This is a genomic window from Echinicola vietnamensis DSM 17526, assembly GCF_000325705.1.
In the GTDB taxonomy this organism is placed as follows: domain Bacteria; phylum Bacteroidota; class Bacteroidia; order Cytophagales; family Cyclobacteriaceae; genus Echinicola; species Echinicola vietnamensis.
On record NC_019904.1, the window covers coordinates 1,544,064 to 1,560,396 of the forward strand.

Genomic DNA, 16,333 nt, shown 5'->3' on the forward strand with positions numbered 1-16,333 from the left:
CATGATACTACGAGGAGAAAACCTGATCAAGATATACAAAGGCCGAAAAGTGGTTAACAATATTTCGGTCGAGGTAGAGCAAGGAGAGATTGTGGGGCTATTGGGGCCAAATGGAGCAGGTAAGACCACCTCATTTTATATGATCGTAGGGCTTATCAAGCCCAATAGTGGTAAAGTCTTTTTGGATAAGGAAGAGATCACCCCCCTTCCCATGTACCGTCGGGCAAAGCTAGGAATTGGTTATCTGGCGCAGGAAGCATCTGTCTTCCGGAAGCTTTCTGTGGAAGAGAACATTATGGCGGTTTTGGAAATGACCAATCTGCCAAAAGCAGCCCAAAAAGAAAAAATGGAAGAACTTTTAGAGGAGTTTAGCCTTACCCATGTGCGCAAAAACCTTGGCATGGTCCTTTCGGGTGGTGAGCGTAGGAGAACAGAGATTGCACGGGCCTTGGCAGTGGATCCGAAGTTTGTTTTATTGGATGAGCCTTTTGCAGGGGTGGATCCCATTGCCGTGGAAGAAATCCAAACCATCGTGGCAAAATTGAAAAATAAGAACATAGGCATTTTGATCACGGATCACAATGTAAACGAAACCCTTTCGATAACCGATCGCGCTTACCTGATGTTTGAAGGAAAATTGCTCAAAGCCGGAACGGCCGAGGAGCTTGCTGCCGATGAACAGGTTCGGAAAGTGTATTTGGGAAAACACTTTGAACTGAAACGTAAGATTTAATTTATGGACGTATTAAATACTTTTATGACCTGGATTTTTAAAATCCGTATAGGTCAAATTGACAACTTCAAGGAGAATCCTATAGAAGTGCAGCAAGACATTTTTTTTGACCTGATCAAGTCAGCAAAAAAAACCCAGTTTGGGAAAAAATATGGGTTTGCTGATATCAAAAGTCCTAAGGACTTTGACCGCCAAGTGCCGGTGCATAGCTACGAACAGATGCAGCCGTATATCGAGCAGACCATGAGGGGGGAGCAGAATGTCATATGGCCGTCTGAAATCAGTTGGTTTTCAAAATCCTCTGGGACGACCAGCAGCCGGAGCAAATTTATTCCAGTTTCGCAAGAATCCTTGGAAGATTGCCATTTTAAAGGTGGGAAGGACATGCTATCTCTCTATGTCAACAATTACCCAGACAGCAAACTTTTTACGGGGAAGAGCTTGGCGATTGGTGGTAGCAGTGAAGTCAATCGGCTAGATAACAATAAAAACAGTCATTATGGTGATATTTCTGCGGTCATCATGCGGAATTTGCCCGTCTGGGCACAGCTGGCCAGGACGCCGAGTCTTGAGACAGCCTTGATGAGCGAATGGGAGGAGAAGATCGAGAAAATGGCGCGGGAGACCATGGAAGAAAATGTGCTCACCATATCGGGCGTGCCCACATGGACCATTGTCCTGCTGCAGCGGATCCTGGAGCTGACCAATTCCAAGAGCATTCTGGAGGTGTGGCCAAACCTAGAGGTCTTCTTTCATGGAGCAGTGGCATTTGGGCCTTACCGGAGGATCTTTGAGGAGCTGATCCCTTCTTCTCAGATGCATTACATGGAAACCTATAATGCTTCCGAAGGCTTTTTTGGCATACAAGACCAGAAAAATTCAGATGAGTTGTTGCTGATGCTGGATTATGGCATTTATTATGAATTTATCCCGATGGAGGAATGGGACAGCGATGATCCCAAAGTTTTGCCATTGGAGGCGGTGGAATTGGGCAAGAATTACGCCTTGGTCATCAGTACAAACGGGGGGCTTTGGCGATATAAGATAGGGGATACCGTTAAGTTCACTTCCATCCGTCCTTACCGAATTCGGATTTCAGGGAGGACCAAGCATTTTATCAATGCATTTGGGGAAGAAGTGATCGTGGAAAATGCCGAGAAGGCTATTGAAGTAGCGGCTGAAGCTACCGATGCCAAAGTGGTTAATTTTACGGCTGCACCGGTTTACTTTGAAGGTTCAGACAGCAAGGGGGCACACGAATGGATCATCGAATTTAGCCAAGCACCCTCAGACGAGGCTGTTTTTAAAGAAAAACTAGACGCTACCCTTCGGGAGGTCAACTCAGATTATGATGCCAAACGCTACCGTGATATTGCATTGGACAGGCCTAAGGTGCATTTTGCGGCAGCGGGACTTTTTGAAAAATGGATGAAATCGCGTGGCAAATTGGGCGGCCAAAATAAGGTGCCTCGATTGGCCAACAACCGAGAATACATCGATGCTATTTTGGAGCTTATGAAATAAAAATGTGAAAGGATCCATTCATGCCTTGATGCGAAAACCAAGGCATAAATGGCATGTCTTTTTGAGGGATCGATTAGATGTTCAGCAGGGCTTGAAGGAAGCTCATGTTCTCACCTTTTCTTTTGATGACCAGCATGGGGACTTTATAATTGATTTCGACCAATCTTTCCGCTACACTTCCCAGCAGCAGCGCCGCTGAATTGCTTCTGCCCCTGCTGCCGATGACCACTAAATCTATGTCTTTGGCGAGGGCATCCTTGAGGATGTCATCGGCTTTGATAGAATCTTTATTTAACACAAAATCACATGGATGGTCTTCGATTTTGTGTTTCTTCACCATCTTATCAAATTCTTTTTTCGCGTTTTCCTTCATGATTTCGGCAAATTCCTCGAAGGATTTACCGGTTTTGTGATACCCAATGGGCACATCGTAAAGGTGGATATAACGAATTTCGGCATCTTTTTTCTCCTTGATGAAGTTTTCGACTTTTTCAAGGACTACTTCGGTATGCTCGGAGAAGTCAATGGGTACCAATAGTTTTTTCAGCTGATTTTGTCCCATATCTTCTGTTACGAAGAAGACGGAAGCAGGCGCTTTCTGAGCAATGCGCTTAGGGAGTTTTCCGCTACCTTCAAGGGCTGTTTTTCTGCCCATGATGATGAAGTCTACGTGTTTGATTTTAGACCATCTCAAGAGGCTGTCCATGGGGTCGCCCTCTTCTGCATTGACTTCCACTTCTACCTCGGCAGGAAGGCCGAGGGAAGCAATTTTATTTTCAATTTCCTTTTCGATGCTCTCATCTACTGGAGCCATCAAATTTGGATAAGTACTGGCAATATCATCAGGAAGGGCAAGGTTTGCTGCCACATGGGTAAAATAGAGTTTGTTTAGGTCTAAAAGTTCGATGACCTTTTTGATGTTTTCTAAGATCACCTTGTCCATTTTGGTAAGGTCCAGTCCGACCAATGCTGTATTGTTCTGTGCCATAAGTTGATTAAAGAATTTGTAACAATTTAATAGATACTGAGCAGCTAAGAAAGAGAAACGCGGAGAATTGTAATGGGGAGCTTTGGGAAATGATGATCGGCTCAGCTGTAGATTTAATGGAAGAGAGGTTCAGGTATGGGCGGATTGGACCGAGGCGTGTCATGTAACGACAGCGATGGTTTTCCCATGGGGGTTTTATTATTGTAACCTAAATTATGCATCTTTGAGCATGCCAAAGTCATTACAAAAATATTTTGTGGCGATCGTCCCACCAGAGGAGGTACAGGCCCAAGCGCAGGAAATAAAGGAAGCTGTGCGGGATAAGTACAATGCCAAGCATGCGCTGAAATCTCCCGCCCATGTGACCCTAAAGATGCCATTTGTCTGGAATGAATTTAAAGAGGATAAGCTCCGAGCGCTGCTGGAAGCTTTTTTTAAAGACCAGCCTTCTTTTCCGTTGGAGTTTAAGGGCATTGGGCGCTTTGGCAGGCGGATTATGTATGCGCGGGTCCATGGCGGTGATCCGTTGACTTCCATGCAGGAAGCCTTCAGCCAATATTGTAAAAGGGAGCTGAAGCTAAATGTGGAGCTCAGCGATAAGGCTTTTACGCCCCATGTGACATTGGTGTACAGTGACCTGAAAAAGCGATTTTTTGATGAATGCTGGGCAATGCTAAAAGAAAAAGGCTTTTATGGAAAAATGGAAGTCCAGCAGGTTGCCTTGTTAAAAAAGGTGGATTTTAGGTGGCAAGTATTGGCAATGATCCCCATGGCTATGGATACGACGGGCATTCAGGATTAGTGCGGAAGATCATAAAAAAAGGGAACCAAAACGGCTCCCTTTTTTTATGCTTTAGGCTGTGAATTAGTGTTTCACATTGATTTTTTCTTTTACTCTTGCAGCCTTTCCTTGACGACCACGTAGGTAGTAAAGTCTAGCTCTTCTCACTCTACCTTGTCTCAGCACTTCGATTTTCTCGATGCTTGGGCTAAGAAGAGGGAAAATTCTTTCTACACCGATGCCGCTGGAGATTTTTCTTACAGTGAAAGTCTCTCCATTGGTGTTAACGTTCTTACGTTGGATGACGGTACCTTGGAACAGCTGCACACGTTCTTTGTTACCCTCTTTGATGCGTACGTGAACGTTAATTGTATCTCCTGACTTGAAAGAAGGGAACTTGGCTCTCGCCTCGTTGTATTCCTCTTCTACAATTTTAAGTAGTTCGCTCATATCTGTATGATTTATGTGCTTATCGCAAATTCGAATTGCAAAGGTATGCAATTATCTATTTTATTCAATTAATTATCAACTATTTACGTTTATCGCCTTCCTCGAGATCATGGCCTTCCAATAAGTCAGGCCTTCGTTCTTTGGTACGGCGAACCGATTCTTCAAACCTCCAATGGGCGATCTTTTCATTGTGACCGGAAAGTAAAATATCAGGTACTTTCATGCCTTCGTATTCTGCCGGTCGCGTGTAGATCGGTGGCGCCAGTAAGCCATCTTGAAAGGAATCCGTTAAGGCGGAGGTCTCATCATTGAGCACCCCGGGGATCAAGCGAATCACCGCATCTGCAACCACGGCAGCAGCCAATTCACCACCGGAAAGCACAAAGTCACCAATGCTGATTTCACGGGTAATGTATTTTTGCCGGATCCGTTCATCCACGCCTTTATAATGACCACAAAGGATCATCAGGTTTCCCTTAAGCGAGAGGGAATTGGCCATTTGCTGATCGAAAGTTTTTCCATCAGGGGTCATGTAGATGATTTCATCGTAATCCCGTTCGCTTTTGAGTGCTTCGATGCACTTGGCTATGGGTTCGATCATCATGACCATGCCGGCACCTCCTCCAAAAGCATAATCGTCGACCTGCTTTTGTTTGTTGGTGGCATAATCCCTGAGATTGTGCACTTGGACCTTGGCCAGTCCTTTTTCTTCCGCTCGTTTGAGGATGGAATGTGAAAAAGGCCCTTCCAAAAGACCCGGTACCACGGTTATAATATCGATCTGCATGGCTTAATCCTCTAGGTATATTTCAAGTAAGCCGTCTGGCAGTTGGCAGAAAACTTTTTTCGCTGCCTTGTCCACTTTAAGGATAATGTCATCCTGAATAGGTATCAGGATTTCTTTTCCTTGATAATCCAATCCCAACAAGTATTGGGTCTGGAGGTCATATATCTCCTTTACACTACCTAAAACTCCCTTGGAGGCATCTTCTACTTCAAAGCCGACCAACTCATGATAATAATATTGGTCATCCTCTAACGCGGGGAGGTCTTTAAGTGGAAGATAGAGCGCCGTTCCCACAAGGGTATCGGCTGCGTTTTTGTCATCATATCCCTCAAACTTGGCTAGAAAGCGGTTGTTGGGCTGGGAGACAAAGTGCTCTAGAAAGTAAGGGGCCAGTCGGTTGTTTTTTTCCAAAAAGACATGCTCGATGTCTTCGTAATTTTCTGGATAATCCACATCCAGGACAGCCACTACTTCTCCTTGGAGCCCATGAACTTTAGCAATGTAGCCTAACTGGAAACAGTTGTCTTTGTTCATGGAAAGGTGCGTAATTAACCTTTGTTTTCTTCTTCTTCGTTGCTTTCAGCAGCAGGAGCTTCGCTTTCCTCGCCTTCAGCAGGAGCTTCAGCTTCAGCGGCTTCTGCCTCAGCAGCGGCTTTAGCTTCTTCTTCTCTTTTCTTAATCGCCTCAAGACGAGCTTCGTTTTTAGCCACTTCCGCTTCGTGAGCTTTCTTACGAGCATCTTCTTTTGCTTGTGCGATTTTGTCTCTCTTGCCAGTGATGGAAGACTCTTTTTCTTCGATCCAAGCTTGGTATTTCTTGTCTGCTTCTTCTTGGGTGATCGCGCCTTTCAAGACACCGATCTGAAGGTGCTTTTTCAGCAATACACCACGGTAAGAAAGCATCGCTTTTACAGTGTCCGTAGGCTGGGCACCATTAAGCAACCATTGCAAAGCTCTATCATTGTTGATGTTGATAGAAGCAGGGTCAGTGTTCGGGTTATACGAACCGATTTTTTCGATAAAGCGTCCATCACGTGGAGCTCTTGCATCAGCTACAACGACATCGTAGATGGCTAATCTTTTTCTACCTCTACGAGCTAATCTGATTTTTACTGCCATATTATATTGATATTTAGTGAATTGATGGATCTCGTCCATCGTAAATTTGGACTGCAAAGATAGCGGATTTATCTTTAAAAGAACAAGTTAGGTAGAGAATATTTGCGGAATAAGGAAAATATGTTTTAAATTGCGGCACATTTTAGGACGGCAAGGAGCATAATTCAGGTAAGACCAAATCGACGAAGGGCTTAATGCCTTGGAAGTTGATTTATACGGAGGAAGTAGAGACCCGAGTTCTTGCCAGAATTAGAGAAAAATATTGGAAGTCAGGAATAGGGAAGGAAAAGTTGAAATCCCTACTTTCAGATTGATACATGGTCCCGTAGTTCAATGGATAGAATACCTGCCGGCAGGCAGGGAAGTTTACAGGATATCAACCAGCATGTATGTCGTATATGCAATAAAGAGTACAGTGGCCAATCGGATTTACGTTGGCTTCACCTCAGACCTCAAAAGGAGAATGAGGGAGCACAATTCAGGTAAGACCAAATCGACGAAGGGCTTTATGCCTTGGGAGTTGATTTATACGGAGGAAGTAGAGACCCGAGTTCTTGCCAGAATTAGAGAAAAATATTGGAAGTCAGGAATAGGGAAGGAAAAGCTGAAATCCCTAATTTCAGATTGATACATGGTCCCGTAGTTCAATGGATAGAATACCTGCCTGCCGGCAGGCAGGGAAGTTTACAGGATGTCAACCAGCATGTATACGGTATATGCGATAAAGAGTACAGTGGCCAATCGGATTTACGTTGGCTTCACCTCAGACCTCAAAAGGAGAATGAGGGAGCACAATTCAGGTAAGACCAAATCGACGAAGGGCTTTATGCCTTGGAAGTTGATATTTACGGAGGAAGTAGAGCCCCGAGTTCTTGCCAGAATTAGAGAAAAATATTGGAAGTCAGGAATAGGGAAGAAAAAGTTGAAATCCCTAATTTCAGATTTATAGATGGTCCCGTAGTTCAATGGATAGAATAGAAGTTTCCTAAACTTTAGATACAGGTTCGATTCCTGTCGGGACTACTTCATTGAAAAACCGAGAAAAATCAATTTTTTTTCGGTTTTTATTTTCTGTAACTGACTGATTTACAGTATAGATATAAAGGGCAATCTGGTTAACATACGGGGTTCGACATTTTTGGCCGTCAAACACCAGTTTTTGGGGAAATATCGAACCCACTACCTGTCTCTTCTCCTTTACCTCCAAAGTATCATATATGTTAACTAACTGACATACAGATTGTAAGGTCTGCTTTAACTTGGGTAAATGGTTCGACTTTTGTTCATTGAGGGTTGTCAGCTTATTTTCCAGCTTTTTGATCTTTTCCTGTGACTCTCTCTTTACTGCGGCAAAGTCATCGGCTTCCATACTTCCTTCGATAAGCAGGTTCCTGGCCTTGGATATCATCTTCTCGAGTCTTTCAATCTCCTCTATATACTGTTTTTTGGTTTTATGACTACTGGAAGTTAATTCACAGTAAACATCCCTAATGCAGTCTTTATAGATATCGAGTATATTTTCCTGGGCTTTATATTTGAATAGTTCTTTCCTTACTGCTTTATTTGCGACTTCCGTTCGGAACCTTACGCCACAGGAAGACAAGCAATGGTAGTAATGATAATACCCGCCCTTCGAGCTTTTAGAGGCACTTCCGGTGAGAGGTCTGCCGCATTTATGGCAAACCAGAAATCCCCGGAGGGGGAACTTCTCGTGGGAAATGACCTTTACAGTCCGTTTGCGTTTTTTGCGTTTTCGTCCTTCCAGGACGTCTTGCACATCATTGAACAAGACTTCAGAAATTATACCTTCGTGCTTACCTTCCACCAGGTGCTCTTCTTCCTCTTTGAATGCCTTTATTTTGATCTTTCCGTAATAGATTGGATTTCTGATCATATACCAGAATTGTCCCCTGCTGATGGACAGTCCTTTTTTGTTGACCAGCTTACGGATCTGGTCAGCGGCCAGCTGATCTTCGGCTATTTTTTCAAAGGCCCATTTCACCAGGGACGCCTGGGGTTCTTTTCGAGCAATGATCTTATTGCCATATTCATCCCGGGTATTGATATATCCAATTGGTGCTGTCCCCATATATCGCCCTTCCTTTTTTGCCCGCCGCATTCCCTGTAAGGTGTTGAGCGCCCGCCGGTCATTTTCAACTTCCGGGGCAGCCAGATAAAAGGCCAGCATCATTTTTTGTTCCGGTATGCTCAGGTCGAGGGGCTGTTCGATGGCCTGGATGTCGATCCCCAGTTTGGTAAGAGTAGAAATCATCAGGTAAGCATCGCCGGTATTCCGGCTAAAGCGGTCCCACTTGGTAAAGAGGATCATGTTGGTACTGGTGCGCCGTTTTCTAATTTGGGCAAGAAGCTTTTGCCACTCGGGACGATCAAACGTCCGGGCTGAATAGTCTTCAAAGATGACACGTCCCACCTGAATATTTTGAAATTCGCAATACTTCCGCAACACCTCTTCCTGGTACCTTTGGGAGTATCCTTTGTCGGCCTGTTCATCTGTACTTACCCTAATATAAAGGTCTGCGATCTTCATCTACTTTAAATATCTGATAAACAACTAATTTAGTAATTTTATACATAAAATCCAAAGTTTTCTTTGATTCGTCTAAGTTGATTTTATGGCCATTTTCTTGCAATACTTTTTGTAGTTTTTCGGGTGTTACAGACCTGTTCATGACGGCTATTGTTTTGAATGAGGCTTCAAAATGCCATTATCCTTTGCGATTTATTCACACTGCCACCCGAAGGTATATGCCAAGCTCAGCATAAAAAGGGGGCTTTACAGCTCCCCGTTATCGGCAAAGGAATAATATCCTTCCCGGGTTATGATCAGGTGGTCCAGTACGGATATATCCAAAAAACTTCCGGCTGCAGCCAGCTTATCGGTCAGGCTTTTATCCGGTTGGCTTTTCTTCAGGGAACCACTGGGGTGATTATGCGCTAAAATTATGGCGTTTGCAGCTGTTTTGAGAGCCACGGCAAAGATCACCCTGGGATCGGCCATTGTCCCGCTTCTTCCGCCAACGCTCGCATTAAATATTCCCAGGACCTGGTTAGCGGAATTCAACAGGATCACTTTAAACTCTTCCACAAATTCAATTTGGTCTTTATCCCAGTTTTTCAACAGGAGCTTATAGGCATCTTTACTCGATCCTATTTTAGACCGTTCACTGGCTTTGACCTTATTGCGGTAGGTCAGTTTGACTTCGGCGGCTTTCCATTGATTTTTTGACGTTTCCATAATCTTCTTGATTTAAGTTAAACATGAATTATGGTGCCGCCACAGGCCCTTTGCGAGCAAGGCCATGAGGAAACGGAATAAAATGCAGGGCGGAGCCGTCGGGCAAGTGTTTATGCCGTAGTCTCATGTGCCGCCTCCGAGCAAACGGGCCTAACTTTGTACCGTAATTGATGATGAGATTTGAAAGGATGCCCTTTAACCTTTTTGAGCATCGCGTTCTTTTATTTGACATCGCTTTTTCCCGATCAATAAATGAGTCTTTTCTTTGCTTCTTTCCTGAGATTAAGATAGAAGGTCATCTTCATTAAAAGAGAAGAAAAGCCGGGGCGGGTACCGCCCCGGCCCGGCTTCAGTTTAACGCTTCCTCCCCATGTTTTACGAACTCTCCACACAGGTTAAATGCCCGTTGCCCTTTGATCTGGGCGGTACCGCCCAGTAGAATGGATTTGGTTTTATCCTCCTCCGATTTAAAGGACCGCACATTTTGAAAATACCCGGTGACGGCGTTGTATGCCCCAAACACGGTTCCCTTAGTAGTTGGCATTTGTTGAGCTTCGCTCATAAGGGCATAGGCAAAAGCGTCTTCACATTGATTTTTAAAGTTTGTTGAAAGGTCTTCTACCTCACCCCTGTGCAACTTGCCCAGTGTTTCCTTATTGGGTGCCAATGCCTGTTGAATGAGGCGTTTTACCTGTCTGTCGGTGATTTTCACTTTAGCCCACCGGTCAAAGGTTTGCAGCATGGCCTGTGCTGATTGGGTTACGATACCCATGAGCTTGTGTGCCTGCGCCAGTCGTTCTTTCGCCCCGGAAGTGTGCCGAATCCTAACCACCCGGGACAGTTTGCCCATGGCCGCATTCAAGGTGTTCTGACAAACGATCCGCACGGGCGTAAAGGCGGCAGTGATGCTGCCCGTTCCATCGTGGGAGGTGGTCAAAAAGATGTACTGGTCGATCAGGTCGTCCTTACCTACCCTGATATTGCCGGACAGTTTGGCGGTGATGAAGATCCGCTCCCCATTGCCGAGAGCTCCGGCGGTTTCATATTTTATCCCTTTGCCTTCCTTGACGATGGCATCGAAAAAGGCGAAGGCATCGGCATTCTGTACCACCTTGTAATCTTTGCCCACTACACCCAATACGGTATGGTTATCTTCCCGCATGGTGGCAAAATGGGAATGAACGGGCAGTGAAAGGTCCTGATGATTCAGCCCCTCTTCTCCCACAGCCATTTGGGAGGTGGTGGTAAACAAGGGTGTTTTGACCACCTTATAATCCAGCCCGGCAAATTGGATGGCCTCTTTACTGGTGGGGTAATCTTCCACCACCTGTCCGAGCTTGTGCCATGCGGGCTTCTTCACGGAGAAAAAGCTGTGACGTCCTGTGCTTTCGTTGAAATGAATGTTGTGTCCCATGATTTTTACATTTTAAGGGTTAAACTTGAATTCATTTCTTTCTGCCTGCTAAAAGAAAAAACTGCTGCAAAACACATTTTTTCAAAAGAAAACCGGCAAAAAGAAAGCATGATAAAAGGGGCGGGATCATGGGCCAAAGGAAACGGAATAAATGAGGGCCATGTGGGTAGGAAGGTGTTTATGCCGTCCCTTTTGCCCCCATTTGCAGCAATCCAAAACTACCGCCCCTATCTTCGCTGCGCTTTTTGCCGGTTTTTTGAAAAAAATTGAGTGAAAGGCATTCGCTTAGTGGATGGTAGCTTAATTCTTAAGGAAGAAAACGATCCCGCAGCAAGGATAGTAGCGGCATCCCCCGGAGGTCCGGGGATATAGCGGATAGCCTGACCCGCAGGGGCTGCCCAAGAAACTTCGGGTTCAAAATAATTTCAACTGAAACATTTGAGATAAATGGAAAAATATTTATTCCACTTATCTCAAATTCTTTGATTCTAAGACAGCTTTAAAGTTCTCATAAATAGATTTAGAAACTTCCTGAGATGGCTTTTTCACTATTTCAGAGATATGGGCTATTGTGTGATCTATATTTAGGGGAGAATTTACCATCGATTTATTGGTGATGAACGGCCCATCAGACTCGGTTAATAGCCTTGAATCAGGAATGCTCTGGATTATTTTTCGTCCATTTTTCGACCTACACATAGATGAGTTAACTGAAAAATAAAAACCATAACTCAAAGCTAGCTCCATATTTTTCAAACTCCCAGAATACCAATGAAGTATAACCTTCCCAGGATAGTTTTTACCTATCCTTTCTATCACTTCAGACTCACTTCCTCTTGAATGTACTGTTAATACTTTATTCCCTTCAGTTGCGCATAGGTCAATTATTTTTTGGAAAACTTTAGTTTGCGCAGTTTTTGAAGAATCTGGACAACGATTAATAAGATCTAAACCTATTTCACCGATATACCTGGTTGTTTTCAAAAGGTCTTCAAATTGACCTAGTTCCCGATATCTTTCTTCCGCCAATTCAGGATGAAGTCCAAGAGCAGGTCGAACATATTTTTTGTTTTCACAAATCTTTTGGGTAAAGTGATAAACAGAGGGTGTATTGGTAACAGCTATGGCGTAAATCCTGTTATTTTCGATATCTGCTAATAAATCAGCTGGTCTTGGATAAAGATCCAGATGGAAATGCGTATCTATGGCATTTATCATTATGCTATTTAATAAGATCTTCTACTTCTTTCATTCCTCTTTCATATACTCCTACATATTTTAAAAGATCATCTTTTTTGTTTGGTAGCGGTCCAGATCGAAGTACATGAAGAGATAGCTTAGGTTTGTCTTTCTTTAATCTTGCAATTGCCATTTTAAAGGCTCTATAATCACGGCCAATATCATCTTTGTGAGGCAACTGAGACTCGTTCATCTCGTACACGTAATATTTATCATCATCTAAATCAGCAAACTTTAACGCTGCCCTTCTAATGATGCAGGGGGTGCAATATCCACAATTCTTTTGATTTGTTGAATTTTTCCTTTTCACATTTACATTCTTGGAATTAGGATGGGCGCAAGAAACCGACTCATTAAAATGTTTCTTTATGAAATCAGGACCTTTGGTATCTCTTATCATTTCTCCCTTAGTACAATACTGGTAAGGGTTAATGATCTTGTTATCAATTCCCAAATTATCAAGAACGTTCCTTAACAGCATGAGAAAGTGAGGATGGGTTGTTCTGGTACTCGAACTCCCAATTCTTGAAAACGTTAAGGGAATATTTAATGAGATTAAACCATTCTCGGGAATATAAAGAGGAATATCATTTCCAAATGAATTTGCAACGGTAATACCAAGTGCTATAAACAAGATTGACCGTGATCTGGATGATGGCTCCTTTCCATATTTATTATTTAGCTGTACAGGTTGTGCATTAAATAAGAATTGCTCAATCTTTCGGTCTTTAAATTCCGACGTCAATAAATTTATTATCCGGGTTTGGGTCATATTCTCAAAGCCTTGAGATTTATGATGTCCCACAACCGCAATATCATGACCGGAAGCAAGTAAATCCGTAACGCCAATAAAAGAATCCAGTCCCCCCGAAAGCAGTGATACTTTTGAAATGTTTGTATCTGATTCTGATTTTTTCGGCGTGTGAGGGCCGGATTGGCGCCTCCTTAAAAATAATTCCCAATGGTCCCCGGTAAGAAAATTTAAAGCACTTTGAAAATCTTCTTTTGCATGTTTCCATTTATCTAGATTAACAACAGGTAGATAAAGCTTCAGATACCTGCTCCAGTTTTGGAAACCGTGTTGATCTCTGGAAACTAACTGATCTGCAGTGTATACTGATACTGCGGCATTTAAGAATTCAGTAACCTCATCTGATGGTTTTAGATGCTTTTCTTTTATAAGCCAACTAATATTATCCTGTAGGCTTTTATCAGATATTTTATTGTTTCCAGAGGGAATATATATGCATTTAGAATTATTCGTCTCAGTTATTTCGAACTTGTCATCTTTATGGTCTCGAAAAATTATATTAAAGGTTTTCATGATTCTAACGTTTGATAAGCTTCCTGGAAAATATTTTCGATTGTTTCTTTACCACTTCCTTGGGAGAAATCTATATTTAAGACATCCACATCTACAAAGTCATATTCAACACTAGATGAGATATACTCTTTTATGTCTGCCTCTTTCTTAATTGCATCTCTGGGTGTCATGCTGTTCTTTTCAATACACAAGCTAAGTTCCTGCAACCAGCGTTCATATATATATGCCTTGATCCCATCCAAAATGGCTTCCTTAATATCACTTTCGCTTAAAGAATCTAATTTGTTAATGTTATTATCATCAAGTTTAAATTTGTCATAGAGTTTATCCAATGCATCTATAATAGCTTGCCTGGCATCGGCTTCTTCATTGGTTGTGCCAACCGGAGCAATAGCATCAACGATTCCTGCAAAAACAATTTCAGCAGATTTCCCAATTAAATCTTGAAGACCAAGGTTAGTTAATGTCTGTTCAAGCCCCCTGCTCGCTATACTTCCTAAAACGCCTCCTAAATTGGCAATCGCTCTTTTACCTCCACTTGATGATCGAGAAGCTTTTTTTGCTCCCCCTAGAGACCTGACATAGGATCTTGCGGCATGTTTCACCGTAATTCCGGTAGCATTATTTATATAGCGGGATAACGCTCGTTTCGCTCCGGAGTAATTCTTTGAAAGATCATTTTCATTATTTTCTTTCTTTGGTGCATCACCTTTTTCAGGATCGTTATCATTGTTGTTAGAGTCAGGGGAGTCACCATTTGGTGCCCAGGGAGGAAGAAGAGGAGATTTCCCTTTTGGTCCTCCAAATGAACTTGAAGTTCCCATATTATTTCTTTGGTTTTATTCTATTTGAGGCAATCTTACTTAAATCCTTATTGGATTCACTTTGGGCCCATTCCTTTATTATATCCGTTCCATCTTTTTCAAATGCAGTTCCTTTTATAACTTTTAAAAGTTCGGTGACAGCTAATGTTGGTATAGTCTCATGAGGAATTCCCTTTAAGAAAGTAAGTAGTTGTGACGTTAATTCCTTTCTAACATTTGTCCAGCCAAAAAGCAATTTAAAGTTCTGTGTCGAGGCACTGCCATTACTTTCTTGAAGGAGCTTTTCCTTTAATTCTTCGAATATTGAAGATGAATCTGAAGGACTGAGGCTTGAGGCCTCCTGAAGCGACTTTTTCTCATACACATCACTACCACTTACTAGGTCATGGTAAACAGTCAAGGCTTGAGAACTCATCTGCTGCTTTGTACTATACATTGAATTAAGCCGATCTCTCGAAAAATAAAAATATGGCCCTAGGTCTACATCAGTCAGTTTTGGTTCTGTATTCACCCATTGCGTGATCCAATCATCTTTCTCCCATATTTCAACTTCCGGGATTATTGAAACAGTTTCTATCTTGTTTTCTGAATTTTTGTTTTTATCCGCAATCAACCGAGCTTCCAAAAGTCTGATTTCCTTTGGTTTTCCTCCTTGTTCAGCTTGATATTCATGCAGTTTAATAAAGGTTTCCTTTTTAAAGTACTCCAATAACATGAGTTTTGCTAAAATGCGAATTTCCAATTCGATTTTCTTCGAATTAGCCATTCCAATTCGCATCATAAGCATGTTCATGAATCTCTTTGATTGGCGAGGGTTTCCATCTAAGCCAACTGTTAAAATGGGAGTTATCTGTCGGGTAAGAAGCATAGCTTTTTGAAGCTCCTCTGAGACAGATGGTAATGCCTTAGCTAGATAGTCATGATCCAGCTTTTTACTTTGTAGTTCTTCTGCGGACTTTTCATAAATCACCTCTTTACAAATTTTTTGAAAATGCGTATGTTCAACATAAAGTTGGGCAAAAAGGAGGTTAATGTATGTCTCCAATTCTGTTTCATTTAGTCTTGGAAGCCTGATGGGGAACTGAATTAACTTTTCGAGATAAGCACTTGCAACCTCTAAACCACGTCCTGGAATTTCTGGAAACCTTCTTCGTACAGCGTACTCAATTATTTTTTCGTCTGCACAAATAACAAAGGCAGAGTTTGGGACATATAGAAATAGTTTAATTGCTTCTAATGTATCTATAACAGTATCCGTATTACATCGATCCAAGTCATCAATAAATATGACAAGTTTCTCAATTTTCAAATCTTGCAGTAATTTGGAAAAGTCTTCATGAAATTTTCTGATACTCATTCGAAGCGATTCTTTTGAGGTATCCTCCTCTGCCTTAACATAGTCTTGTGGATTTATTTTCTGTGCCAGAGAAATTAAATCTCCCATTCCTGTTATGGCCAACCCTGCTGGTCCTCCAGCAGCAAAACTTATCCCATGCTTTACGAGACTCTTGGCAACCTTCATATAATCCACCTGTTTGAGCATTTTAGAGAAGAGTTTCTTGGCATCTCCTTTTAACGTTCGGTTTTCGCCAATTTCTTCAAGGATCGTTCCCATGAGAACAGACTTGGCGTCCTCATATCCTTCAAACAGCCATCCGTTAAACTTAATAGTAAGAATCTTATCATCGCTACGTAAAGATTCTTCAACCATCCGCATAAGGCTGGATTTTCCACTTCCCCAGTCTCCATAAATACCTATTGTACAGGGGAGCAAAGTATCATTGGAAATTATGTTTTCAGTTGCTGATATCAGGTATTGATAATCTAAAAGGTCTATAACGGTATCATTATCACTCCACATAATAAAAGGTTAAGTTTGATTTGTAAATTAACGG

At 42.4% G+C, this 16,333-nt stretch carries 19 protein-coding genes and 1 tRNA gene; 7 read left to right on the top strand and 13 right to left on the bottom strand.

Going from position 1 to position 16,333, the window contains the following annotated elements:
- Position 1: 1 nt before the first annotated feature.
- Both lptB and ECHVI_RS06510 read left to right on the top strand, forming a co-directional pair.
- Positions 2-733, top strand: a complete 732-nt coding sequence (gene lptB / locus ECHVI_RS06505; RefSeq protein ID WP_015265168.1) for an LPS export ABC transporter ATP-binding protein — start codon at positions 2-4, stop codon at positions 731-733.
- Between the two features lie 3 nt (positions 734-736).
- Positions 737-2,257 (top strand): GH3 auxin-responsive promoter family protein, encoded by a 1,521-nt coding sequence (locus tag ECHVI_RS06510; RefSeq protein ID WP_015265169.1) that lies wholly within the window; start codon positions 737-739, stop codon positions 2,255-2,257.
- A 73-nt stretch (positions 2,258-2,330) separates the two neighbouring features.
- On the opposite strand, the gene ECHVI_RS06515 is transcribed toward ECHVI_RS06510, so the two are convergent.
- Complete coding sequence (locus ECHVI_RS06515; protein WP_015265170.1) at positions 2,331-3,245, bottom strand: universal stress protein; 915 nt, start codon at positions 3,243-3,245, stop codon at positions 2,331-2,333.
- Between the two features lie 229 nt (positions 3,246-3,474).
- Here ECHVI_RS06515 and ECHVI_RS06520 point away from each other — a divergent pair, with 229 nt between their 5' ends.
- Entirely contained in the window at positions 3,475-4,047 is a 573-nt protein-coding gene (locus tag ECHVI_RS06520; RefSeq protein WP_041738373.1) for a 2'-5' RNA ligase family protein, read from the top strand.
- Positions 4,048-4,110: 63 nt separating this feature from the next.
- Here ECHVI_RS06520 and rplS read toward each other — a convergent pair whose 3' ends face one another.
- From rplS to ECHVI_RS06540, 4 genes are all read right to left on the bottom strand, one after another.
- The gene (gene rplS / locus ECHVI_RS06525; protein ID WP_015265172.1) at positions 4,111-4,476 is read right to left on the bottom strand and encodes a 50S ribosomal protein L19; all 366 of its coding nucleotides are present in this window, start codon (positions 4,474-4,476) and stop codon (positions 4,111-4,113) included.
- Positions 4,477-4,555: 79 nt separating this feature from the next.
- Positions 4,556-5,263, bottom strand: a complete 708-nt coding sequence (gene trmD / locus ECHVI_RS06530) for a tRNA (guanosine(37)-N1)-methyltransferase TrmD (RefSeq protein ID WP_015265173.1) — start codon at positions 5,261-5,263, stop codon at positions 4,556-4,558.
- A 3-nt stretch (positions 5,264-5,266) separates the two neighbouring features.
- The gene (gene rimM, locus ECHVI_RS06535; protein ID WP_015265174.1) at positions 5,267-5,797 is read right to left on the bottom strand and encodes a ribosome maturation factor RimM; all 531 of its coding nucleotides are present in this window, start codon (positions 5,795-5,797) and stop codon (positions 5,267-5,269) included.
- Between the two features lie 14 nt (positions 5,798-5,811).
- Positions 5,812-6,381 (bottom strand): 30S ribosomal protein S16, encoded by a 570-nt coding sequence (locus tag ECHVI_RS06540; protein ID WP_015265175.1) that lies wholly within the window; start codon positions 6,379-6,381, stop codon positions 5,812-5,814.
- A gap of 194 nt (positions 6,382-6,575) precedes the next feature.
- Here ECHVI_RS06540 and ECHVI_RS24270 point away from each other — a divergent pair, with 194 nt between their 5' ends.
- From ECHVI_RS24270 to ECHVI_RS06555, 4 genes are all read left to right on the top strand, one after another.
- Positions 6,576-6,695, top strand: a complete 120-nt coding sequence (locus ECHVI_RS24270) for a GIY-YIG nuclease family protein (protein WP_342662039.1) — start codon at positions 6,576-6,578, stop codon at positions 6,693-6,695.
- Positions 6,644-7,009: a GIY-YIG nuclease family protein gene (locus ECHVI_RS06545; RefSeq protein ID WP_245553442.1), complete on the top strand. Its 366-nt coding sequence runs from the start codon at positions 6,644-6,646 to the stop codon at positions 7,007-7,009. The genes ECHVI_RS24270 and ECHVI_RS06545 overlap by 52 nt, the downstream gene beginning before the upstream one ends.
- A 75-nt stretch (positions 7,010-7,084) precedes the next feature.
- On the top strand, positions 7,085-7,330 hold the full coding sequence (locus tag ECHVI_RS06550) for a GIY-YIG nuclease family protein (RefSeq protein ID WP_015265177.1): 246 nt from the start codon (positions 7,085-7,087) through the stop codon (positions 7,328-7,330).
- A 2-nt stretch (positions 7,331-7,332) separates the two neighbouring features.
- Positions 7,333-7,404: transfer RNA gene (locus tag ECHVI_RS06555), tRNA-Arg, on the top strand.
- On the opposite strand, the gene ECHVI_RS24295 is transcribed toward ECHVI_RS06555, so the two are convergent.
- From ECHVI_RS24295 to ECHVI_RS06600, 8 genes are all read right to left on the bottom strand, one after another.
- Entirely contained in the window at positions 7,367-8,929 is a 1,563-nt protein-coding gene (locus ECHVI_RS24295; protein ID WP_015265178.1) for a recombinase family protein, read from the bottom strand. The genes ECHVI_RS06555 and ECHVI_RS24295 overlap by 38 nt on opposite strands.
- A complete protein-coding gene (locus ECHVI_RS23605; protein WP_015265179.1) occupies positions 8,904-9,071 on the bottom strand; it encodes a hypothetical protein in 168 nt (55 codons plus the stop codon). The genes ECHVI_RS24295 and ECHVI_RS23605 overlap by 26 nt, the downstream gene beginning before the upstream one ends.
- 104 nt (positions 9,072-9,175) lie before the next feature.
- Entirely contained in the window at positions 9,176-9,637 is a 462-nt protein-coding gene (locus ECHVI_RS06570) for a JAB domain-containing protein (RefSeq protein WP_015265180.1), read from the bottom strand.
- A 349-nt stretch (positions 9,638-9,986) separates the two neighbouring features.
- A complete protein-coding gene (locus ECHVI_RS06575; protein ID WP_015265181.1) occupies positions 9,987-11,051 on the bottom strand; it encodes a DUF932 domain-containing protein in 1,065 nt (354 codons plus the stop codon).
- 468 nt (positions 11,052-11,519) lie between these two features.
- On the bottom strand, positions 11,520-12,269 hold the full coding sequence (gene qatD, locus ECHVI_RS06585; RefSeq protein WP_015265182.1) for a Qat anti-phage system TatD family nuclease QatD: 750 nt from the start codon (positions 12,267-12,269) through the stop codon (positions 11,520-11,522).
- A 4-nt stretch (positions 12,270-12,273) separates the two neighbouring features.
- Positions 12,274-13,614 (bottom strand): Qat anti-phage system QueC-like protein QatC, encoded by a 1,341-nt coding sequence (gene qatC / locus ECHVI_RS06590; protein ID WP_015265183.1) that lies wholly within the window; start codon positions 13,612-13,614, stop codon positions 12,274-12,276.
- Positions 13,611-14,438 carry a Qat anti-phage system associated protein QatB gene (qatB, locus tag ECHVI_RS06595; RefSeq protein ID WP_015265184.1) on the bottom strand — a complete coding sequence of 276 codons (828 nt, stop codon included), beginning with the start codon at positions 14,436-14,438 and terminating at the stop codon, positions 13,611-13,613. The genes qatC and qatB overlap by 4 nt, the downstream gene beginning before the upstream one ends.
- A 1-nt stretch (position 14,439) precedes the next feature.
- Positions 14,440-16,299, bottom strand: a complete 1,860-nt coding sequence (locus ECHVI_RS06600) for a KAP family P-loop NTPase fold protein (RefSeq protein ID WP_015265185.1) — start codon at positions 16,297-16,299, stop codon at positions 14,440-14,442.
- Positions 16,300-16,333 lie beyond the last annotated feature (34 nt).